Source organism: Cellulosimicrobium sp. 72-3, from assembly GCF_013127315.1.
Lineage (GTDB): Bacteria > Actinomycetota > Actinomycetes > Actinomycetales > Cellulomonadaceae > Cellulosimicrobium > Cellulosimicrobium funkei.
This window is the reverse complement of the sequence record NZ_CP053419.1, coordinates 887159-902811: the sequence shown is the minus strand read 5'-3', so window position 1 is coordinate 902811 and position 15653 is coordinate 887159. Positions and strand designations below refer to the sequence as shown.

Below are 15653 nucleotides of genomic sequence, written 5' to 3'. Positions count from 1 at the left end.
CACCGCCCACCCGCCGAGCGAGGAGAACCCATGACCACCGCCGCAGGCCCCCGCCAGACCCGCCGTACCCGCCAGGCCGCGCTGCTCGACGACGTCGAGACCGACCTCGCCGGGCTGTCGACGGACCGGTCGCCGGGGCAGCGAGGCGGCTCGGCCGACCCTCGTCCGCGCGACGCGCGCGCCTGGGTGCGGGAGATCGCGACCCTCACCGAGCCGGACGCGATCGTCTGGTGCGACGGCTCCGCGGCGGAGAAGCAGCGCCTGACCGACCTCCTCGTCGACGCCGGGACGCTCCTGCCCCTCGACCCGGAGCTGCGCCCCGGGAGCTACCTCGCGCGCTCCGACCCGAGCGACGTCGCGCGCGTCGAGTCGCGCACGTTCATCTGCTCGCGCGAGGAGGTCGACGCCGGCCCGACCAACAACTGGCGCGAGCCGGACGCCATGCGCGCCGAGCTCCGCGGCGTGTTCGAGGGCTCGATGCGCGGCCGCACGATGTACGTCGTGCCGTTCTCGATGGGCCCGGTGGGCGGCCCCATCTCCCAGGTCGGCATCCAGGTCACCGACTCGCCGTACGTCGTCGTCAGCATGGGGATCATGACGCGCGTCGGGACGGCCGTCATGGACCTCATCGACGCCGGTGCCGCGTTCGTGCCCGCCGTGCACTCGGTGGGCGCGCCCCTCGTCGACGACACCGGGGCGGTCTCCGAGGACGTGCCGTGGCCGTGCAACGACACGAAGTACATCGTCCACTTCCCGGAGACGCGCGAGATCTGGTCGTACGGCTCCGGGTACGGCGGCAACGCCCTCCTCGGCAAGAAGTGCTTCGCGCTGCGCATCGCGTCCGCGATGGCGCGCGACGAGGGCTGGCTCGCCGAGCACATGCTGCTCATCCGCGCGACGTCGCCCGAGGGCCGGGCCTACCACCTCGCCGCGGCCTTCCCGTCCGCGTGCGGCAAGACCAACCTCGCGATGCTGCGACCAACGATCCCCGGCTGGACCGTCGAGACCATCGGCGACGACATCGCGTGGCTGCGCCCCGGCCCCGACGGCCGCCTGCGCGCGATCAACCCCGAGGCCGGCTTCTTCGGCGTCGCGCCCGGCACCGGCGTCGAGACCAACCCCGCGGCCGTCGAGACGTTCGCGCGCGACACGATCTTCACGAACGTCGCGCTCACCGACGACGGCGACGTCTGGTGGGAGGGCCTGACCTCCGAGCCGCCCGCGCACCTGATCGACTGGACCGGCCAGGACTGGACGCCCGACGCCGGCCGCCCCGCCGCGCACCCGAACTCGCGGTTCACCGTCTCCGCCGCGCAGTGCCCGACGATCGCCGACTCCTGGGAGGACCCCGACGGCGTCCCGATCGACGCGATCGTGTTCGGCGGGCGCCGCGCGACCAACGTCCCGCTCGTCGCGCAGGCGTACGGCTGGGAGCACGGCGTCTTCATGGGCGCCACCATCTCCTCCGAGCAGACCGCCGCCGCCGAGGGCACCGTCGGCGCGCTGCGCCGCGACCCGTTCGCGATGCTGCCCTTCTGCGGCTACAACATGGCCGACCACTGGGCGCACTGGCTCCGCGTCGGCGCCTCCCTCGACCCCGAGAAGCGCCCCAAGATCTTCCAGGTCAACTGGTTCCGCAAGGACGCCGACGGCCGGTTCCTCTGGCCCGGGTTCGGCGAGAACGCGCGCGTCGTCGCGTGGATCGCGGCACAGGTCGACCGCTCGCGCGGCGTCCGCACCGACAGCGGCGCCGTGAAGAGCCCCGTCGGCCTGCTCCCCGCGCCCGGCGCGCTCGAGCTCGGCGGCCTCGACCTGGACGACGCCGACCTCGACGCCCTGTTCGACGTCTCGCCCGAGCAGTGGCTCGCCGAGGCCGAGCTGACCGCCGAGTTCTTCGACACCTTCGGCAACCGCGTGCCCGACGAGCTCTGGGCGCAGCTCGCGCGCCTGCGGGACAGGCTGGGGGCCTGACGCCGAGCGCCGCCGCACGCACCCGACGTCCCCGGGTGCGTGCGGTGGCGCTCGCTCGCACCATGAAGTGGTCGGCTCCAGCAGACGGGCCCCCTCCCTGCTGCGGCTCCGACCGAAGGACTCCCCATGATCAGCACGGACCAGATCGAGCGACTGCTCGCCGGAGGAACCGTCGTCACGGAGGACGGCGAGAAGATCGGCAAGGTCGGCCAGGTGTTCGTCGACGACCGCACGGGCGAGCCCGACTGGGTCACGGTGAAGACCGGCCTGTTCGGCACCGGCGAGTCGTTCGTCCCGCTCGCCGAGGCCGACGTCCAGGGGGACGAGATCCGCGTCCCCTTCGACAAGGATCGCGTCAAGGGTGCTCCGCGGGTGGACGACGCAGGGGGCCATCTCTCCCACGAGGAGGAGGACGCGCTCTACCGCTACTACGGGCGCGACACCTCCGACGCGGCGCGCGGGGGCGGCGACCGGGACGACGAGCAGCCCGGCCCGGATGACCGGTCCGCGCAGGACGCCGGGACCAGGGACGACGGTCCGGACGATGGCGCCGCCGACGAGGGCGACGTCGTCGGCAGGCACGCCGCCGGGCCGGCGGACGACCTCGCTGCCTTCCCGGCGGATCCGGCCCCGACCGGCGAGCAGGCGCCCACGAGGATGCGGCTTCGCCGGTACGTCGTCACCGAGTACGTCGAGGAGACGGCGCCGGACGAGGAGACGGGGCCGGACGACGCCCGTCGCGAGACCTCCGGAGAGGACGGTCAGTCATGAGCACCAGCTACGGGTCGACCCGGCCCGAGAACGACCCTCCGGCACGCGAGCCCGGCGGGTCCGCCGACCGTGCTGCCGACCCCGCGACGGGCGGTGTCGCACCCGACCGGGAGGCCGTCGTCGCCCGGGAGAAGGAGGAGTACGGCGGCATCAAGATCGGTTCCGCCTTCTTCGGGTGGCTCACCGCCACCGGGACGGCCGTCCTGCTCACCGCGCTGGCCGCCGCCGCGGGAGCGGCCCTCGGCCTGTCCGGGACCACGGACGCGCAGGACGCCGTCGAGCAGGCGACCGAGAACGCGGAGACCATCGGCATCGTCGGCGGCATCGTGCTCGTCGTCGTCCTGTTCGTCGCCTACTACTGCGGTGGCTACGTCGCGGGCCGCATGGCGCGCTTCGACGGCGCCAAGCAAGGCCTCGCGGTGTGGCTCTGGGCGGTCGTCATCGCGATCGTGCTGGCGCTGCTGGGGCTGGTGGCGGGCAGCCAGTACAACGTGCTGTCGCAGCTCAACACGTTCCCGCAGATCCCGGTGAGCGCGAACGACCTCACGACCGGCGGCGTCATCGCGCTCGTCGCCGCCGCCGTCGTGAGCCTCGTGGGCGCCGTTCTCGGCGGTATCGCGGGGATGCGGTTCCACCGCAAGGTGGACCGCGCGGGCATGGGCGGATGACCGCTCAGTAGGCCGTGCCCATGAGCTCGCGGACCTCGGCGAGGGTGCGCTCGGCGGTTGCGTTCGCGCGGGCGTTGCCCTCGCGCAGCACGTCGAGCGGGTCGGGCCCGTCCCCCGCGGCGAGGGCACGACGGCGGGCCCGCAGGGGACGCAGATGCTCGACGAGCGCCTCGGTCACCACCTGCTTGAGCCGGCCCGCTCCGGCGGCACCGACCTCGTCGGCGAGCGCCTCGGGCGTCGTCCCGGCGGCGAACGCACCCAGCGTGAGGAGGTTCGCGACCTCGGGCCGGCGCTCGGGCTCGTACGTGACGTGCCGCTCGGAGTCGGTGCGGTGGCGGCGGACGAAGCGCGCGGTGGCGTCCTCGTCGTCGCGCAGCTCGAGCGCGTTGCCCGCGGACTTGCTCATCTTGCGCCCGTCGGTGCCGAGCACGGTGGGCGCGGGGGCGAGCAGGACGTCGGGCTCGGGGAAGTAGGGCTGCGCGGCGGCGTAGCGCTGGTTGAAGCGTCGCGCGACGGTGCGCGTGAGCTCGACGTGCGGGAGCTGGTCCTGCCCGCCGGGCACGAGGTTGCCGTGGCAGAACAGGATGTCGGCCGCCTGGTGCACCGGGTAGGTGAACAGCAGGCCGCTCATGGGACGGCCCTGCCGTGCGGCGGCCCCGACGGCCTCGGCCTTGACGGTCGGGTTCCGCTCGATCTCGGCGGTCGTGACGAGGCTGAGGAACGGCAGCAGGAGCTGGTTGAGCGCCGGGACCGCGGAGTGGGCGAAGACCGTCGTGCGGGCGGGGTCGATCCCGGCCGCGAGGTAGTCGAGGACGACCTCCCGCACGGTGGCGCGCAGGTCCCCGGCGTCGTCGCGGTCGGTGATGACCTGGTAGTCGGCGACGACGAGCACGACCTCGACGCCGTCGTCCTGCAGCCGGACGCGGTTCGCGAGGGTGCCGAGGTAGTGCCCGAGGTGCAGCGCGCCCGTCGGGCGGTCGCCGGTGAGGACGCGGAAGCCGGACGGGTCGGTCGCGAGCCGGGCCTCGATCTGCGCGGACCGCTCGCGGGCCGCCGCGACGGACGCGGTCGACGCTGCGGACGAGAGGGCCGACGGCGCGGGGTCGAGAATCGTGGTCATGGTGCTCTCCTTCGGTGGGGAGCCACGCACCACGCCCGGTCGAGGACCGGACCGGCCCGGACATGACGACGTCCCGGCTGCGGCGCGCAGCTCGGGACGTGGGCAGGACTGGTCACGGCTGCGGAGGCAGCCACCACCAGCTCTGCGTGATCATGCGTCCACCCTACGCCCGCCGCGCGGGCCGACGGCCCTCGGCGAGAATGGTCGGATGCCTGAGATCTCCGTCGAGAACGTCACCGGTCCCGTCGCCTACCACGCGGAGGGCCCGGTGTGGTGGCCGGGCTGGGGCGGCCTGCGGTACGTGGACATGCTCGCGGGCGACCTCCTCACGCTGCGGCCCGACGGCGGCGTCGACCGCCTCCACGTGGGCGACCACGCGGCCGTGGTGCGGCCGCGGACCGGGGGCGGGTTCGTCGTCGGGCTGGCGCGGTCGGTCGCGGTGGCGGACGGCGACGGCGCGCCGGTGCGCGCGCTGGCGTCGCTCGTCGACGACCCGACGGTCCGCCTCAACGAGGGGGCGGCGGCGCCCGACGGCGCGTTCTACGTGGGCGGCCAGGCCGAGGGCGAGCGGCCGAGCGCGCTGTACCGGGTGGAGGCCGACGGGTCGTCGCGCGTCGTGCTCGACGGCGTCGAGGTGTCGAACGGGCTCGGGTTCTCGCCGGACGGGTCGCGGGCCTACTACGTCGACTCGGCGACGCGACGGATCGACGTGCTCGACGTGGTCCCCGTCGCGGAGGACCCGCGCGGGCTCGTGCGGCGTCGCCCGTTCGTGGAGATCGACCCCGACGACGGCATGCCCGACGGCCTCACCGTCGACGCCGAGGGCGGCGTCTGGGTGGCGCTGTGGGGCGGCGGGGCCGTCCGGCGCTACTCCCCCGACGGCGCGCTCGACGCCGTCGTGCCGCTCCCCGTGTCGCAGGTGAGCGCGTGCACGTTCGGCGGCGACGACCTCGACCGGCTGTTCGTCACGACGTCGCGCCAGGGGCTGGACGACCCCGACGCGGACGAGGCCGCGTCGGGGTCGCTGTTCGTGGCGGACCCGGGGGTCCGGGGGCTGCCGGCACTGCCGTTCGCGGGCTGAGCGGCCCCGCGGGTCGTCAGCGGACGGCGTCGCGCACGCGCTGCTCGGCGCGGCCCAGGCCGTCGATCTCGAGCGCGACGACGTCGCCCGCGCGCAGGTAGGGGAAGCGCCCGGACAGGGCGACGCCCTGCGGGGTGCCGGTGTTGATGAGGTCGCCCGGCTCGAGGACCATGTACTGCGACAGGTGGTGCACGAGGTACGCGACGTCGAAGATCATGTCGGCCGTCGTCGAGTCCTGGCGGGGCTCGCCGTTGACCCAGGACCGGAGCCCGAGGTTCTGGACGTCCACCTCGTCGGCAGGGACGAGCCACGGGCCGAGCGGGTTGAACGTCTCGCAGCTCTTGCCCTTGGACCACTGCCCGCCGGAGACCTTCATCTGGTAGTCGCGCTCGGAGACGTCGTGCGACAGGACGTAGCCCGCGACGTGGTCGAGCGCCTCCTCCGGGGACGACAGGTAGCGCGCCCGGCGGCCGATCACGACGCCGAGCTCGACCTCCCAGTCGACCGTCGTCGCGCCGGGCGGCACGAGCACGTCGTCGTGCGGGCCGACGACCGTGTTCGAGTGCTTCCAGAAGACGATCGGGACGTCGGGCGGCGTCGAGCCGGACTCGGCGGCGTGCTCCGCGTAGTTCATCCCGATGCAGACGACGGCCGTCGGCCGGGCGACGGGCGCGCCGACGCGCAGCTCGTCGGCGCCGTCGAGCACGGGCAGCGCACCCGCGGCGAGCGCCGCGCGGACCCGGCCGACGCCGTCGGCCGCGAGGAACGCGCCGTCGATGTCGCGGGTGAGCGGGTCGAGGGAGTACACGACCCCGTCCTCGCGGACGGCGGGACGCTCCTGGCCGAGGGGGCCGAGTCGGACGAGCTGCACGGGTGGGTCTCCTAGGTCGGGGCGGGTGGCGCGGGTCCTCAGGCGAGGGCGCGCGCGTGGTCCGGGTTGACGATCGACGGCACGGGGCGGCCCGCGAGGAAGTCGACGGCGTTGCGCGCGGTGTGCACGGGGAGGTCCTGCATGGCCTCGGGCGAGAACCACGCGGCGTGCGGGGTGAGCAGCACGTTGTCCAGGGCGCGCAGGCGCGAGTCGGCGGGCAGCGGCTCGGTCGCGTAGACGTCGAGCGCGGCCGAGCCCACGTGGCCGGACGCGAGCGCGTCGGCGAGCGCGTCCTCGTCGATGAGCGGCCCGCGGCACGTGTTGACGACCCGCACGCCCGGCTTCGCGGCGGCGAGCGTGCGGGCGTCGAGCAGGTGGCGCGTCGACTCGGTGAGCGGCGCGTGCAGCGTGATGACGTCGGCGCGCGCGACGGCCTCGTCGATCCCCACGGCCTCGTGCCCGTCGGAAGCCACGGCCTGCGGGTCGACGAACGGGTCGTGCACGAGCACGCGGTAGCCGAGCGCGCGGGCGGAGCGCGCGACCTCGGAGCCGATCCGCCCGTACCCGATGACGGCGACGACGGTGCTGGACAGGCGCGCGGCGTGCTGCGCCGTCGGGGCCCACGTGCCGGCGCGCAGCGCGCGGTCGTAGGCGACGAGACCGCGGTCGAGGGTGAGGATCATCGCGACCGTGTGGCTCGCGACCTCCTCGATGCAGTAGGTCGGGGTGTTCGCGACGGCGACGCCGCGCTCGGTGGCGGCCGCGACGTCGACCATGTCGTAGCCGATGCCCATGCGCGAGACCATGCGCACCCCGCCCGGCCCGGCGACGGCGTCGAGCACGCGGGCCGTGATGGGGGCCCACTGCACGACGAGCGCAGAGGGCGCGGACCCGCTCGCGGCGGCCTCCTCGACGGCGGCGATCACCTCGTCCTCGGTGCGCGCGGCGGCGCGCACGGCCCGGAGCCCGGCGGCGGTCAGGGTGTCCTCGCACGCGGTCCCGGGCAGGTCGCAGTCGGTGATGACGACGGTGTCGGCTGTCATGCGAGGAATGCTATAGCAAATAGCACCCTCGACCAACCCTCGGGCCGGTCGGATGCTATAGCGTGGGCTCATGACCCATGCCCCGGACGGCGCCCGCCGCCGCCTCGCCCTCGTCACCGGCGCCAGCTCCGGCATCGGTGCCGCCACCGCCCTCCAGCTCGCGCGCGACGGGCACGACGTCTGGCTCACGTACACCGGCGGCGAGGCCGGTGCGCGCGCCACCGCGGCCCGCTGCGAGGAGGAAGGTGCCGCGACGCGCGTCTCGCGCCTCGACCTGCGCGACACCGCGTCCGTCGAGGCGCTCGTCGCCGAGGTCACCGACGACTGGGGACGCCTCGACGTGCTCGTCAACAACGGCGGCGTGTGCCCCTACCGCGCGCTCGACGACATCGAGCTCGACGAGTGGGACCTCGTCATGGAGACCAACGCGCGCGGCACGTTCGTGCTGTCGCGCGCCGCCCTCCCGCTGCTGCGCGCAGGCCGTCCGTCGCCCGCCGGGGCCACGGTCACGCCCGACGAGCGGACCGCGCGCGACCGCGCGATCGTCAACCTCTCGTCCATCGCGGGCGAGCAGGGTGCGCTCAAGACCGGCGTGCACTACGCCGCGAGCAAGGCCGCGATCCTCGCGATCACGCGCTCCTTCGCGCGCATCCTCGCGAGCGAGGGCATCCGCGTGAACGCCGTGACGCCCGGCCCCGTGACGAGCGCGATCACCGACCAGCTCGCCCCCGACGCCCGCGCCGGGCTCACCGCGTCCATCCCCCTCGGGGACTTCGGCACGCCCGACGACGTCGCCTGGGTCGTCGCGTCCCTCGCCTCCCCGCGCGCCGGGTTCGTCACGGGCGCGACGTACGACGTCAACGGCGGCGTCCGGATCGACTGACCGCCGGTCCGCCGCGACACTCGCCCACCACTGCCCGAGGAGGCACCCATGAGCACGTCCCCGTCCGCCGTCGTCACCGCCCAGGTCGACGCCTTCAACGTCCGCGACCTCGACGGCTTCTGCGCGACGTACGCGCCCGACGCCGTCGTCAGCGGCGTGACCCCCGAGCCGATCGTCGGCAGCGACGCCCTGCGCGCGTTCTACGCGAGCCGGTTCGAGGACACCGCGCTGCACTGCGTCATCGACGCGTCCGTGACGTTCGGCGACCGCTGGCTCGTCGCGCGCGAGCTCGTCACGACGTCGAACGGCACCGGCGAGACCATCGCGACGTTCGAGGTCCGCGACGGCCTCATCACCCGCGCGAGCATGGTCAAGGGCTGACGCCCCGGCCTAGGCGCCGACGGTGAACTGCCCCTGGAACGGTGAGGGGTGCCACTCGTGGGTGGTGAAGGTGACCAGCGGCGCATCCCACGAGTCGACGACGCCGTTGTACATGCGCACGGTGCCCTCGGCCCACGGCCACGACCGCGTCGTGCCGGTGACGCGCGAGAGGTCGACCGTGATGCGCGCGGAGGTCCCCTCCGCGCCCTGGTAGCCGTCGACGTCGACGGTGAACACCATCCCCCCGTTGAGGACGTCCCCGTCCGGGCCGGGGTCGCCCCACTCGTGGACGACGCTGACCGCCGACACCTCGCAGCTCCCGACCACCTCGCGCGAAGCGTCGCTGACGATCTCGCAGCTGTTCCCGGTCGACCAGTCGCGTGCGGTGGCCGTCGCGGAGAACGTGGCGCCGTCCGTCCAGGAGGCCGTCGTGGCGGGAGCGGTCACCTGCACGAGGAGCAGGCACACCAGGAGGGTGGCGGCGGCGCTCGCGAGCCGTCGGAGGGTCCGGGTCACGGCTCGCTCCCCGAGGGCTGAGGGCTGGGGCGCCGGTCGCGTGCGCGTTCGTGTCCGGTGCGCGAGGCGGGCATCCGGCTGAGCGCGAGGAGCGCGGCCAGGGCGACGAGCAGCGGCACGGCCGTGCTCGGGCGGGTCAGGCGGGTGATGAAGTCCCCGCCGCCGGGAACCCGCCACCGCGGGCTGAGGACGGTGTCGTCGGTGACGACGTAGGCGCCGCCGTCCTCGGTGTCGTTCGCGTCGCCCTGCATCCGGACGTGCCAGGTGCCGTCGTCCTGCGGGGCGATGTCGACCACGCGATGGGTGACCAGCACCCCGGTGGCCGGGTTCGGCAGGGACACGACGTCGCCGACCTCGACCTGCTCCACCGGCACGGGGGTGTCCAGGAGCAGGTCGCCGGTCATGATCGCCGGTTCCATCGAGCCTGACACCACGACGAGAGGCTGGACCAGGCCTGCCTGGCCGGCCGCCCACAGGGCGCCGCAGAGCACGCCGATCACGGCCAGCGTCCACACCAGGACGTCAGCGAGGGCTTTCAGCGCGCGCAAAAGGATCATCACCTCCAAACCACGGGGGACCGAGCGCGACGGCTGGGCAGATCCCGAGCCTCCCCAGCCGTCGCGCCCAGCGCAGGCGACCGACGCCTACGCCTGGCTGACGCCGGTGAACGACACCGTCAGGGCACCAGCCGCACCCTGGTACGACGGGTCCCAGTCCTCCGGGGTCGTGATCGTCAGGGTCGCGGTCGCGGTCTCCGCCGGGGACAACAGCACGTCGTCCGGCACGCTCACCGTCGCGCTGGCCGGATCGGACCCCTCGAACAGGGATCCGGTGGCGCTGACCTCTGCCTGCCCGCCGAGGCTGAGGTCGACCGACCCGGAGTTCTTGAGATGCAGCGTCACCTGCCGCGTCTCCCCCTGGTTCATGCGAGCGAACGCCGCCTCGTCGATCGCGACGGCCACCCCGTCGCCGACGGTGTCGGCGTCGACCCACGACGTGCCGTCGGTGCTCGCCTGCAGCTCGACCTGGGCGGCCCCGGCGCTGCCGGTGAACCACGCCTGGTCGGTCCACGAGGCGCTCGTCACCGCGGCTCCGATACCCAGGACTGCGACTGCGGCGAGCCCGAAGCGCAGGTAGGTCTTGCGATCGCGGCGCTCGGTCTCGACGGCGGTCTCGATGTTGGACACAGTGTGCTCCTCTCCCACATGAGCGCCCTGTCGGGCGGGACGGTCGCGTGCGTCATGCGGGAGCGTTCAGCGCTGGACGCCTCGCCGGGCACGGGCACAGGTGGACCGGGCACCGGTTGTGGCGCCCTCGCCCCGCGATGTCGTCACGCCGGGCCCTGGTGGCCCTGGCTGCGGTCGTGGCGCCTTCGCCCAGCGGTATCCGCACGCCGGAACAGCGCCCTGGACAGGTGTCCAGATGTCCAGTTGACCGATCACCATTATATGAACGTTCGGCGGGCATAAGAAAAGCGTTCGGCGGGCCGTGGGCAGTCCGCTCGGTCGTCGCCGCGACGACGGGACGAGAAGCGAGAAATGGCCCCTGTCGCCGGCCTGCCAGGGGCCACGACTCACTTCTCGCGCCCAACGCTGCGGGCTCGTCGGGTTCGTGTGCCCGGGTCAGGCGAGGCCGTAGCGCGCGTCGAGGTCGGGGTCGTGGGGCGGGTTGCCGAACGACGCGGTCCAGGCGCCGTCGGCCGCGATCGACTGGCCGGACACGTAGCCGGCCTCGTGGGACAGCAGGAACGCGACGAGGGCAGCGATCTCCGCAGACTCGGCGATGCGGCCGAGCGGCGGGCCCTCGGCGAGCGCGCGCTCCTCGGCGGCCGGGTCGGCCGCGCGGGCGATCTGCGCGTCGAGGTGCGGGGTGCGCACCCCGCCCGGCGCGACGGTGTTGGCGCGGATGCCGTACCGCCCGTACGTCACGGCGACGGAGCGCGCGAGCGCGTCGATGCCGCCCTTGGTCAGCTCGTAGGCGGCGTGGTCGGCGAACGCCGCGCGGCCATGGATCGAGCCGATGTTGACGATCGACCCGCCGCTCACCTGGTCGGTGAACGCCTCGACGGCGGCGGCGCAGCCCCAGAGGTAGCCGAGGCCGTTGATCTCGACGACGTCGCGCGCGTCCTGCTCGACCTGCGCCGCCCGCTCCGGGTCGGCGAGCGCGTGCAGCGGCGTGCGGACGGTGATGCCCGCGTTGTTCACCCATCCGGCGAGCGGCGCGAGGTCGCGCGCGGTCCGCGCGGCCTTGCGGTGGGCCTCGCGGTCGCGCGAGTCCCCCAGCACGACGGCGGCGCACACCCCCTCCTCGACCGTCCCCGAGCCCGGGGTGCGTTCCAGCCCGACGACGGTCCACCCGTCGGCGGTGAGGCGCGCGGCCACGGCGCGGCCGATGCCCTTGCCGCTGCCGGTGACGACGACGCTGCGGTGCTTGCTCGCAGGTCCGTCCGTGGGTCCGGTCACGGGTTCGCCTCCAGGTCGAAGCGGTCGGGGTCGAGCGTGAAGCCCAGGCCGGGCGCCTCGGGCGGGGTGGCGTGGCCGCCGTCGAGCACGGGACCGCCGCGCACGAGCAGCGGCGCGGGGTCGTAGGGGTTGCCCGCGGGCGAGCGGTCGAACGTCTCGACGCCGATGCCCGCCGCCCCGCCCAGGTGCACGCTCACCTCGGGGTACACGTGGCTCGACACGACCTTCCCCCGCGCCGCCCACGCGCGCACGAGCGGGTCGGCGGCCGTGATGCCGCCGATCGCGACGACGTCGACGCGCGGCACGTCGAGCGCGCCCAGCGCGTCGAGCCGGGCGAAGACCTCGGGTTCGGTGACCTCGTCGCCCACGGAGAGCGGCAGCCCGGACGCGTCGCGGACGCGCGCCGCGCCGACCGCGTCCTCGGGCAGCAGAGGGTCCTCGAGCCACGCGAGCGCGGGCGCGCTCTCCCCCGCCGCACCCGTGACGCCCCACGCGTCGAGGTCCGCGAGCGCCTCGTCGGCGTCGCGCCAGCCGAAGCCCACGTCGACCACGACGCCGCTGCGCCCCGCGACGGTCGGGCGACCCGTGACGTCGGGCAGCTCGGCGCGCAGGGTCGCGAGCAGGTCGCGCATGAGGGCGCGGTCGGGCGAGCGCGAGATCTTCAGCAGCGGCCACCCGGCGCGCGCGTGAGCGAGCACCTCGTCCGCGACGTCGCGCGCGGTGCGGCCGGGCGTCGGGTACGCCGCGACGAGGATCGCGGGGCGTGGCACTGCGACGGCCGCCCCGGACGAGACGTCGCGGGGACTCCCGGCGACGCCAACTGCCGGAACGCCCCTGTCGCCGCCGACACCCGGCTCCGCGGACCCCGCGAGGTCCGGGCCGTCGTCAAGCAGGGACCACACCGGACGCCCGGCGAGCCGCCCCGCGAGGTCCCACAGCGCGACGTCGACCAGGCCGACCGCGCGCCGCACGAGGCCCACGCGGCCGACGATCGCGGACCCGCGGAGGGCCGCGTCCCACGCGGCGCCGACGCTCTGGCGCGCGGCGACGCCGTCGGACGCCACGACCTCGCGACCCACCACGTGCGGGGCGACGAGCCGGTCCACGAGCTCGGCCATGGGCGCCTCGCGCGTGAGCGCGTACGACTCGCCCGCGACGGTGCGGCCGTCGTCCGTCTCGGCGACGACGCGCACGCCGACGTACTCCCGGCGCTCGACCGTCATCGCGCCGAGGCGCAGCGGCTGCGGCAGCGGGACGACCGTCGTCGCGGTGCGGACGGCGACGACGCGCGCGGCGGTCCCCACGCTCACTCCGGCTTCTTGGCGAGCGGCACGCCGTAGTCGACGAGGAACCCGCCGTCGACGTAGACGGTCTGCCCGACCATGTACGCGGCCTGGTCGGACACGAGCCAGCTCACCGCGTTGCCGATCTCCTCCGGCTGGGCGAGCCGGCGGGCGGGGATGCGCGCGAGGATCGTCTCCTGCGAGAGCGTGCCCTGGGCGACGCCCTGGCGGAAGACGCCCGTGTCGATGTACCCGGGCGCGACCGCGTTGACCCGGACGCCGCGCGCGGCCCACTCGGCGCCCGCGGTCGCGGTGAGCCCGATGACGGCGGCCTTGGTCGTGGAGTACGGGGCCCGGCCCGCGGAGCCGCGGGCCGAGACGGACGAGATGTTGACGACGGCGCCCCGGCCCGCCGCGAGCATGTGGCGGCCCGCGGCCTGGAGGCACGCGAAGACGCCGTGCAGGTTGACGTCCACGACGGCCGACCACTCGTCCCACGTGAGGTCCTCGAGCGCGCGGTGGCGCTGGATGCCCGCGTTGTTGACGAGCGCGTCGATCCCGCCGAACGCCGCGGCGAGGTCGTCGAACGCGGCGCGCACGGCGGCGTGGTCGGTGACGTCGAGCGGGGCCCACACGAGCCCGGGCGCGTCGGGGACGGCGCCGAGGTCGAGCGCGGGGAGGTCGTGCTGCACGACGTCCGCGCACACGACCCGGAGCCCGTCGGTCGCGAGACGCTCGGCGACGGCACGGCCGATGCCGGCCGCTCCCCCGGTGACGACGGCGAGCGGGACGCGCGGGGCGTCGGGGGCGGGGGTGGTCACTGGTCCTCCTCGGGGACGGGACGGGTCGGGGACGCGGCGGACGTCGGTGCGGCGGGTGCCGCGACGCCGGGGGGCCAGGCGGCGGCGCCGGCGAGCACGTCGTCGACGACGGCGCACGCGTACCGCTCCAGGCGTTCGAGCGAGCCCGGCGCGAGCGGCGACTGCCACGCCTGGTAGGCGCCGACGTCGTACGCCTCGCGGGTGGGCAGGTAGACGAAGCCGGGCCCGTTGGTGAGGTTCGCGACGACGACCGGCCGCGTCCCGGCGTGGGCACGGACCGTGCGCTGGAGGCGCGAGTACGCCTCGCCCGGGTGCGCGACGAGCAGCGCCTCGCCGACGCGCCACACCCACGTGGGGTGCTGGACGGTCGGACCGGTGACGTAGCCGTCGCGCAGGTTCCGCGCGCGGCGCAGGCGCTCCTCGCGCGAGCGCGGGTCGATGGCGGCCCACTCGGCCTCGAGCTCGTCCCACGTCGGGAGGTCGCGCAGGTCGAGGGCGACGGGCTCCGCCACGGCGGCGAGCGTCCGGGCGTCGGGCCGGGCATCGGTGCCGGTGCCGGCGCCGGGGAGCGCGGCCGACGGCGCGGGCTCCCAGACCGCGAGCGGCGCGCCGGACTCGACGACGTGGGTCAGCTCCAGCTCCGTGCCCGGCGGCGGGAGCTCGGCGAGCGCCGCGAGCACCGCGTGGCCGAGGGAGGTGCCGTGCCGGTCCGCGACGGCGGTGTCGCCCGTGTACTGCTCGCGCGGCGCGAGCTCGCCCGACGCGCCCTGGAGGAACGCGACGGGGGCGCCCGTCTCGCGCTCGACGAGGTCGCGCATCGCGCCCACGTAGTCGGGCGAGACGAGCCGGTTCTGCCAGGCGAGCGTCGTCGGGTGGCACGCGTAGTTGACGATCGTCGCGAGGGTGACGTCCTGGCCTGCGGGCGCGGCGCCGTCGGGCCGGGTCTCCCCGGCGGGCGCGAGGCGTGCGGTGAGGCGCCCGACGACGACCGTGTCGTCCGCGGGGTCGGCGCCGGGCGAGCGCGGGGTGCCGGCGTCGGGGTTGAAGCCGACGAGCGGCCGGGGCGGCGTGCTCGCCGCAACGGCTCCCGCGGTCGTGCCCGCGTGCCCGCCCGCGCAGCCGTCGAGCAGCGCCTCGCGGTTGGACGCGAGGCCGCAGCGGCCGGTCGTCCACTCGAGGGTCGCGGGCCGGAGGGACGCGATCGCCTCCACGGCGGCGTCGGCCGCTGCGCGCGCGAGGTCGTGCAGGTAGGCGACGCCGCGGTCGCCGCCCGCGAGGTCGGCGTCGCCCGAGCACAGGACCGGCCCGGCGTGCGTGTGCGAGAGCGAGACGAGCAGGCGCTCGACGGGCAGCCCGGTCGCGTCGAGGACGGTCGCGCGCAGGGTCGCCTCGTCGTCGACCCGGCGCCACCAGGTGCCGTCGATCGTGACGAGGACGAAGGGCTCGGCGACCCCGGGGCCGGAGCGCTCCTCCGCGAGCGCCACGGCGGTCAGCGTCATCGCGCGGTGGGCGCCCTCGGAGACGTCCCAGTCCGCCGGGCCCCAGTTGCGCGCCCGGATGCCGGGGGCGGGCGTGACGTCGCGGACGGCGACGCCGGCCAGGCCGACGAACGCGGGGACGGGGGCCCGCGTGTGCAGGGCGACCATCGCACCTCCTCTGGGCTCGGGAGTGCCGATGCTATAGCATGTAGTCCGGTCGGGACGCCCCCGGGACGGCACCGTGGCCGCTATCCTTCAGCGGCGCCCCACCCTCGACGATCCGAGCCCGCCGCCCCCACGACAC

General features: G+C 75.1%; 16 protein-coding genes. 6 read left to right on the top strand and 10 right to left on the bottom strand.

Annotated elements, in window-relative coordinates; all coding sequences use genetic code 11:
- The first annotated feature begins 30 nt into the window (after positions 1–30).
- The 3 genes from HKK73_RS04070 (at position 31) to HKK73_RS04060 (ending at position 3410) form a co-directional block, all read left to right on the top strand.
- Positions 31–1971 (top strand): phosphoenolpyruvate carboxykinase (GTP), encoded by a 1941-nt coding sequence (locus HKK73_RS04070; protein WP_171467499.1) that lies wholly within the window; start codon positions 31–33, stop codon positions 1969–1971.
- A 126-nt stretch (positions 1972–2097) separates the two neighbouring features.
- The gene (locus tag HKK73_RS04065; protein WP_171467498.1) at positions 2098–2742 is read left to right on the top strand and encodes a PRC-barrel domain-containing protein; all 645 of its coding nucleotides are present in this window, start codon (positions 2098–2100) and stop codon (positions 2740–2742) included.
- Positions 2739–3410: a hypothetical protein gene (locus HKK73_RS04060; protein WP_021481605.1), complete on the top strand. Its 672-nt coding sequence runs from the start codon at positions 2739–2741 to the stop codon at positions 3408–3410. The genes HKK73_RS04065 and HKK73_RS04060 overlap by 4 nt, the downstream gene beginning before the upstream one ends.
- A gap of 4 nt (positions 3411–3414) precedes the next feature.
- Here HKK73_RS04060 and trpS read toward each other — a convergent pair whose 3' ends face one another.
- On the bottom strand, positions 3415–4530 hold the full coding sequence (trpS, locus tag HKK73_RS04055; protein ID WP_171467497.1) for a tryptophan--tRNA ligase: 1116 nt from the start codon (positions 4528–4530) through the stop codon (positions 3415–3417).
- 208 nt (positions 4531–4738) lie between these two features.
- Between trpS and HKK73_RS04050 the strand changes: the two genes are divergently transcribed.
- Positions 4739–5611: an SMP-30/gluconolactonase/LRE family protein gene (locus HKK73_RS04050; protein ID WP_170982039.1), complete on the top strand. Its 873-nt coding sequence runs from the start codon at positions 4739–4741 to the stop codon at positions 5609–5611.
- Between the two features lie 16 nt (positions 5612–5627).
- Here HKK73_RS04050 and HKK73_RS04045 read toward each other — a convergent pair whose 3' ends face one another.
- Both HKK73_RS04045 and HKK73_RS04040 read right to left on the bottom strand, forming a co-directional pair.
- Positions 5628–6482, bottom strand: a complete 855-nt coding sequence (locus HKK73_RS04045) for a fumarylacetoacetate hydrolase family protein (protein WP_137279643.1) — start codon at positions 6480–6482, stop codon at positions 5628–5630.
- A gap of 38 nt (positions 6483–6520) precedes the next feature.
- Positions 6521–7525: a C-terminal binding protein gene (locus HKK73_RS04040; RefSeq protein ID WP_137279644.1), complete on the bottom strand. Its 1005-nt coding sequence runs from the start codon at positions 7523–7525 to the stop codon at positions 6521–6523.
- A 70-nt stretch (positions 7526–7595) separates the two neighbouring features.
- On the opposite strand from HKK73_RS04040, the gene HKK73_RS04035 reads away from it, so the two are divergent.
- Together HKK73_RS04035 and HKK73_RS04030 are read left to right on the top strand one after the other, a co-directional pair.
- Positions 7596–8408 (top strand): SDR family NAD(P)-dependent oxidoreductase, encoded by an 813-nt coding sequence (locus HKK73_RS04035; RefSeq protein WP_171467496.1) that lies wholly within the window; start codon positions 7596–7598, stop codon positions 8406–8408.
- A gap of 48 nt (positions 8409–8456) precedes the next feature.
- Positions 8457–8789 carry a nuclear transport factor 2 family protein gene (locus tag HKK73_RS04030; protein WP_171467495.1) on the top strand — a complete coding sequence of 111 codons (333 nt, stop codon included), beginning with the start codon at positions 8457–8459 and terminating at the stop codon, positions 8787–8789.
- Between the two features lie 9 nt (positions 8790–8798).
- Here the strand turns inward: HKK73_RS04030 and HKK73_RS04025 are convergent, their stop codons facing one another.
- The 7 genes from HKK73_RS04025 to HKK73_RS03995 all read right to left on the bottom strand — a co-directional run bounded on the left by HKK73_RS04025 (position 8799) and on the right by HKK73_RS03995 (position 15517).
- The gene (locus HKK73_RS04025; protein ID WP_043653773.1) at positions 8799–9305 is read right to left on the bottom strand and encodes a hypothetical protein; all 507 of its coding nucleotides are present in this window, start codon (positions 9303–9305) and stop codon (positions 8799–8801) included.
- A complete protein-coding gene (locus HKK73_RS04020) occupies positions 9302–9862 on the bottom strand; it encodes a signal peptidase I (protein ID WP_198163096.1) in 561 nt (186 codons plus the stop codon). The genes HKK73_RS04025 and HKK73_RS04020 overlap by 4 nt, the downstream gene beginning before the upstream one ends.
- 87 nt (positions 9863–9949) lie before the next feature.
- On the bottom strand, positions 9950–10492 hold the full coding sequence (locus HKK73_RS04015; protein WP_051028004.1) for a DUF4232 domain-containing protein: 543 nt from the start codon (positions 10490–10492) through the stop codon (positions 9950–9952).
- Between the two features lie 435 nt (positions 10493–10927).
- On the bottom strand, positions 10928–11767 hold the full coding sequence (locus HKK73_RS04010; RefSeq protein ID WP_171467494.1) for an SDR family NAD(P)-dependent oxidoreductase: 840 nt from the start codon (positions 11765–11767) through the stop codon (positions 10928–10930).
- On the bottom strand, positions 11764–13077 hold the full coding sequence (locus HKK73_RS04005) for an enolase C-terminal domain-like protein (protein ID WP_253705777.1): 1314 nt from the start codon (positions 13075–13077) through the stop codon (positions 11764–11766). The genes HKK73_RS04010 and HKK73_RS04005 overlap by 4 nt, the downstream gene beginning before the upstream one ends.
- Positions 13074–13871, bottom strand: coding sequence for an SDR family NAD(P)-dependent oxidoreductase (locus HKK73_RS04000; protein WP_171467493.1), 798 nt, complete (start codon positions 13869–13871; stop codon positions 13074–13076). The genes HKK73_RS04005 and HKK73_RS04000 overlap by 4 nt, the downstream gene beginning before the upstream one ends.
- On the bottom strand, positions 13868–15517 hold the full coding sequence (locus HKK73_RS03995) for a hypothetical protein (protein ID WP_171467492.1): 1650 nt from the start codon (positions 15515–15517) through the stop codon (positions 13868–13870). Before HKK73_RS03995 ends, HKK73_RS04000 begins: the two co-directional genes overlap by 4 nt.
- Positions 15518–15653: the final 136 nt, after the last annotated feature.

Bases quoted from the DNA above. Each gene is read 5' to 3' on its own strand.
- HKK73_RS04070 (WP_171467499.1), top strand. From the start codon at position 31: ATGACCACCGCCGCAGGCCCCCGCCAGACCCGCCGTACCCGCCAGGCC.
- HKK73_RS04065 (WP_171467498.1), top strand. From the start codon at position 2,098: ATGATCAGCACGGACCAGATCGAGCGACTGCTCGCCGGAGGAACCGTC.
- HKK73_RS04060 (WP_021481605.1), top strand. From the start codon at position 2,739: ATGAGCACCAGCTACGGGTCGACCCGGCCCGAGAACGACCCTCCGGCA.
- trpS (WP_171467497.1), bottom strand. From the start codon at position 4,530: ATGACCACGATTCTCGACCCCGCGCCGTCGGCCCTCTCGTCCGCAGCG.
- HKK73_RS04050 (WP_170982039.1), top strand. From the start codon at position 4,739: ATGCCTGAGATCTCCGTCGAGAACGTCACCGGTCCCGTCGCCTACCAC.
- HKK73_RS04040 (WP_137279644.1), bottom strand. From the start codon at position 7,525: ATGACAGCCGACACCGTCGTCATCACCGACTGCGACCTGCCCGGGACC.
- HKK73_RS04035 (WP_171467496.1), top strand. From the start codon at position 7,596: ATGACCCATGCCCCGGACGGCGCCCGCCGCCGCCTCGCCCTCGTCACC.
- HKK73_RS04030 (WP_171467495.1), top strand. From the start codon at position 8,457: ATGAGCACGTCCCCGTCCGCCGTCGTCACCGCCCAGGTCGACGCCTTC.
- HKK73_RS04020 (WP_198163096.1), bottom strand. From the start codon at position 9,862: ATGATCCTTTTGCGCGCGCTGAAAGCCCTCGCTGACGTCCTGGTGTGG.
- HKK73_RS03995 (WP_171467492.1), bottom strand. From the start codon at position 15,517: ATGGTCGCCCTGCACACGCGGGCCCCCGTCCCCGCGTTCGTCGGCCTG.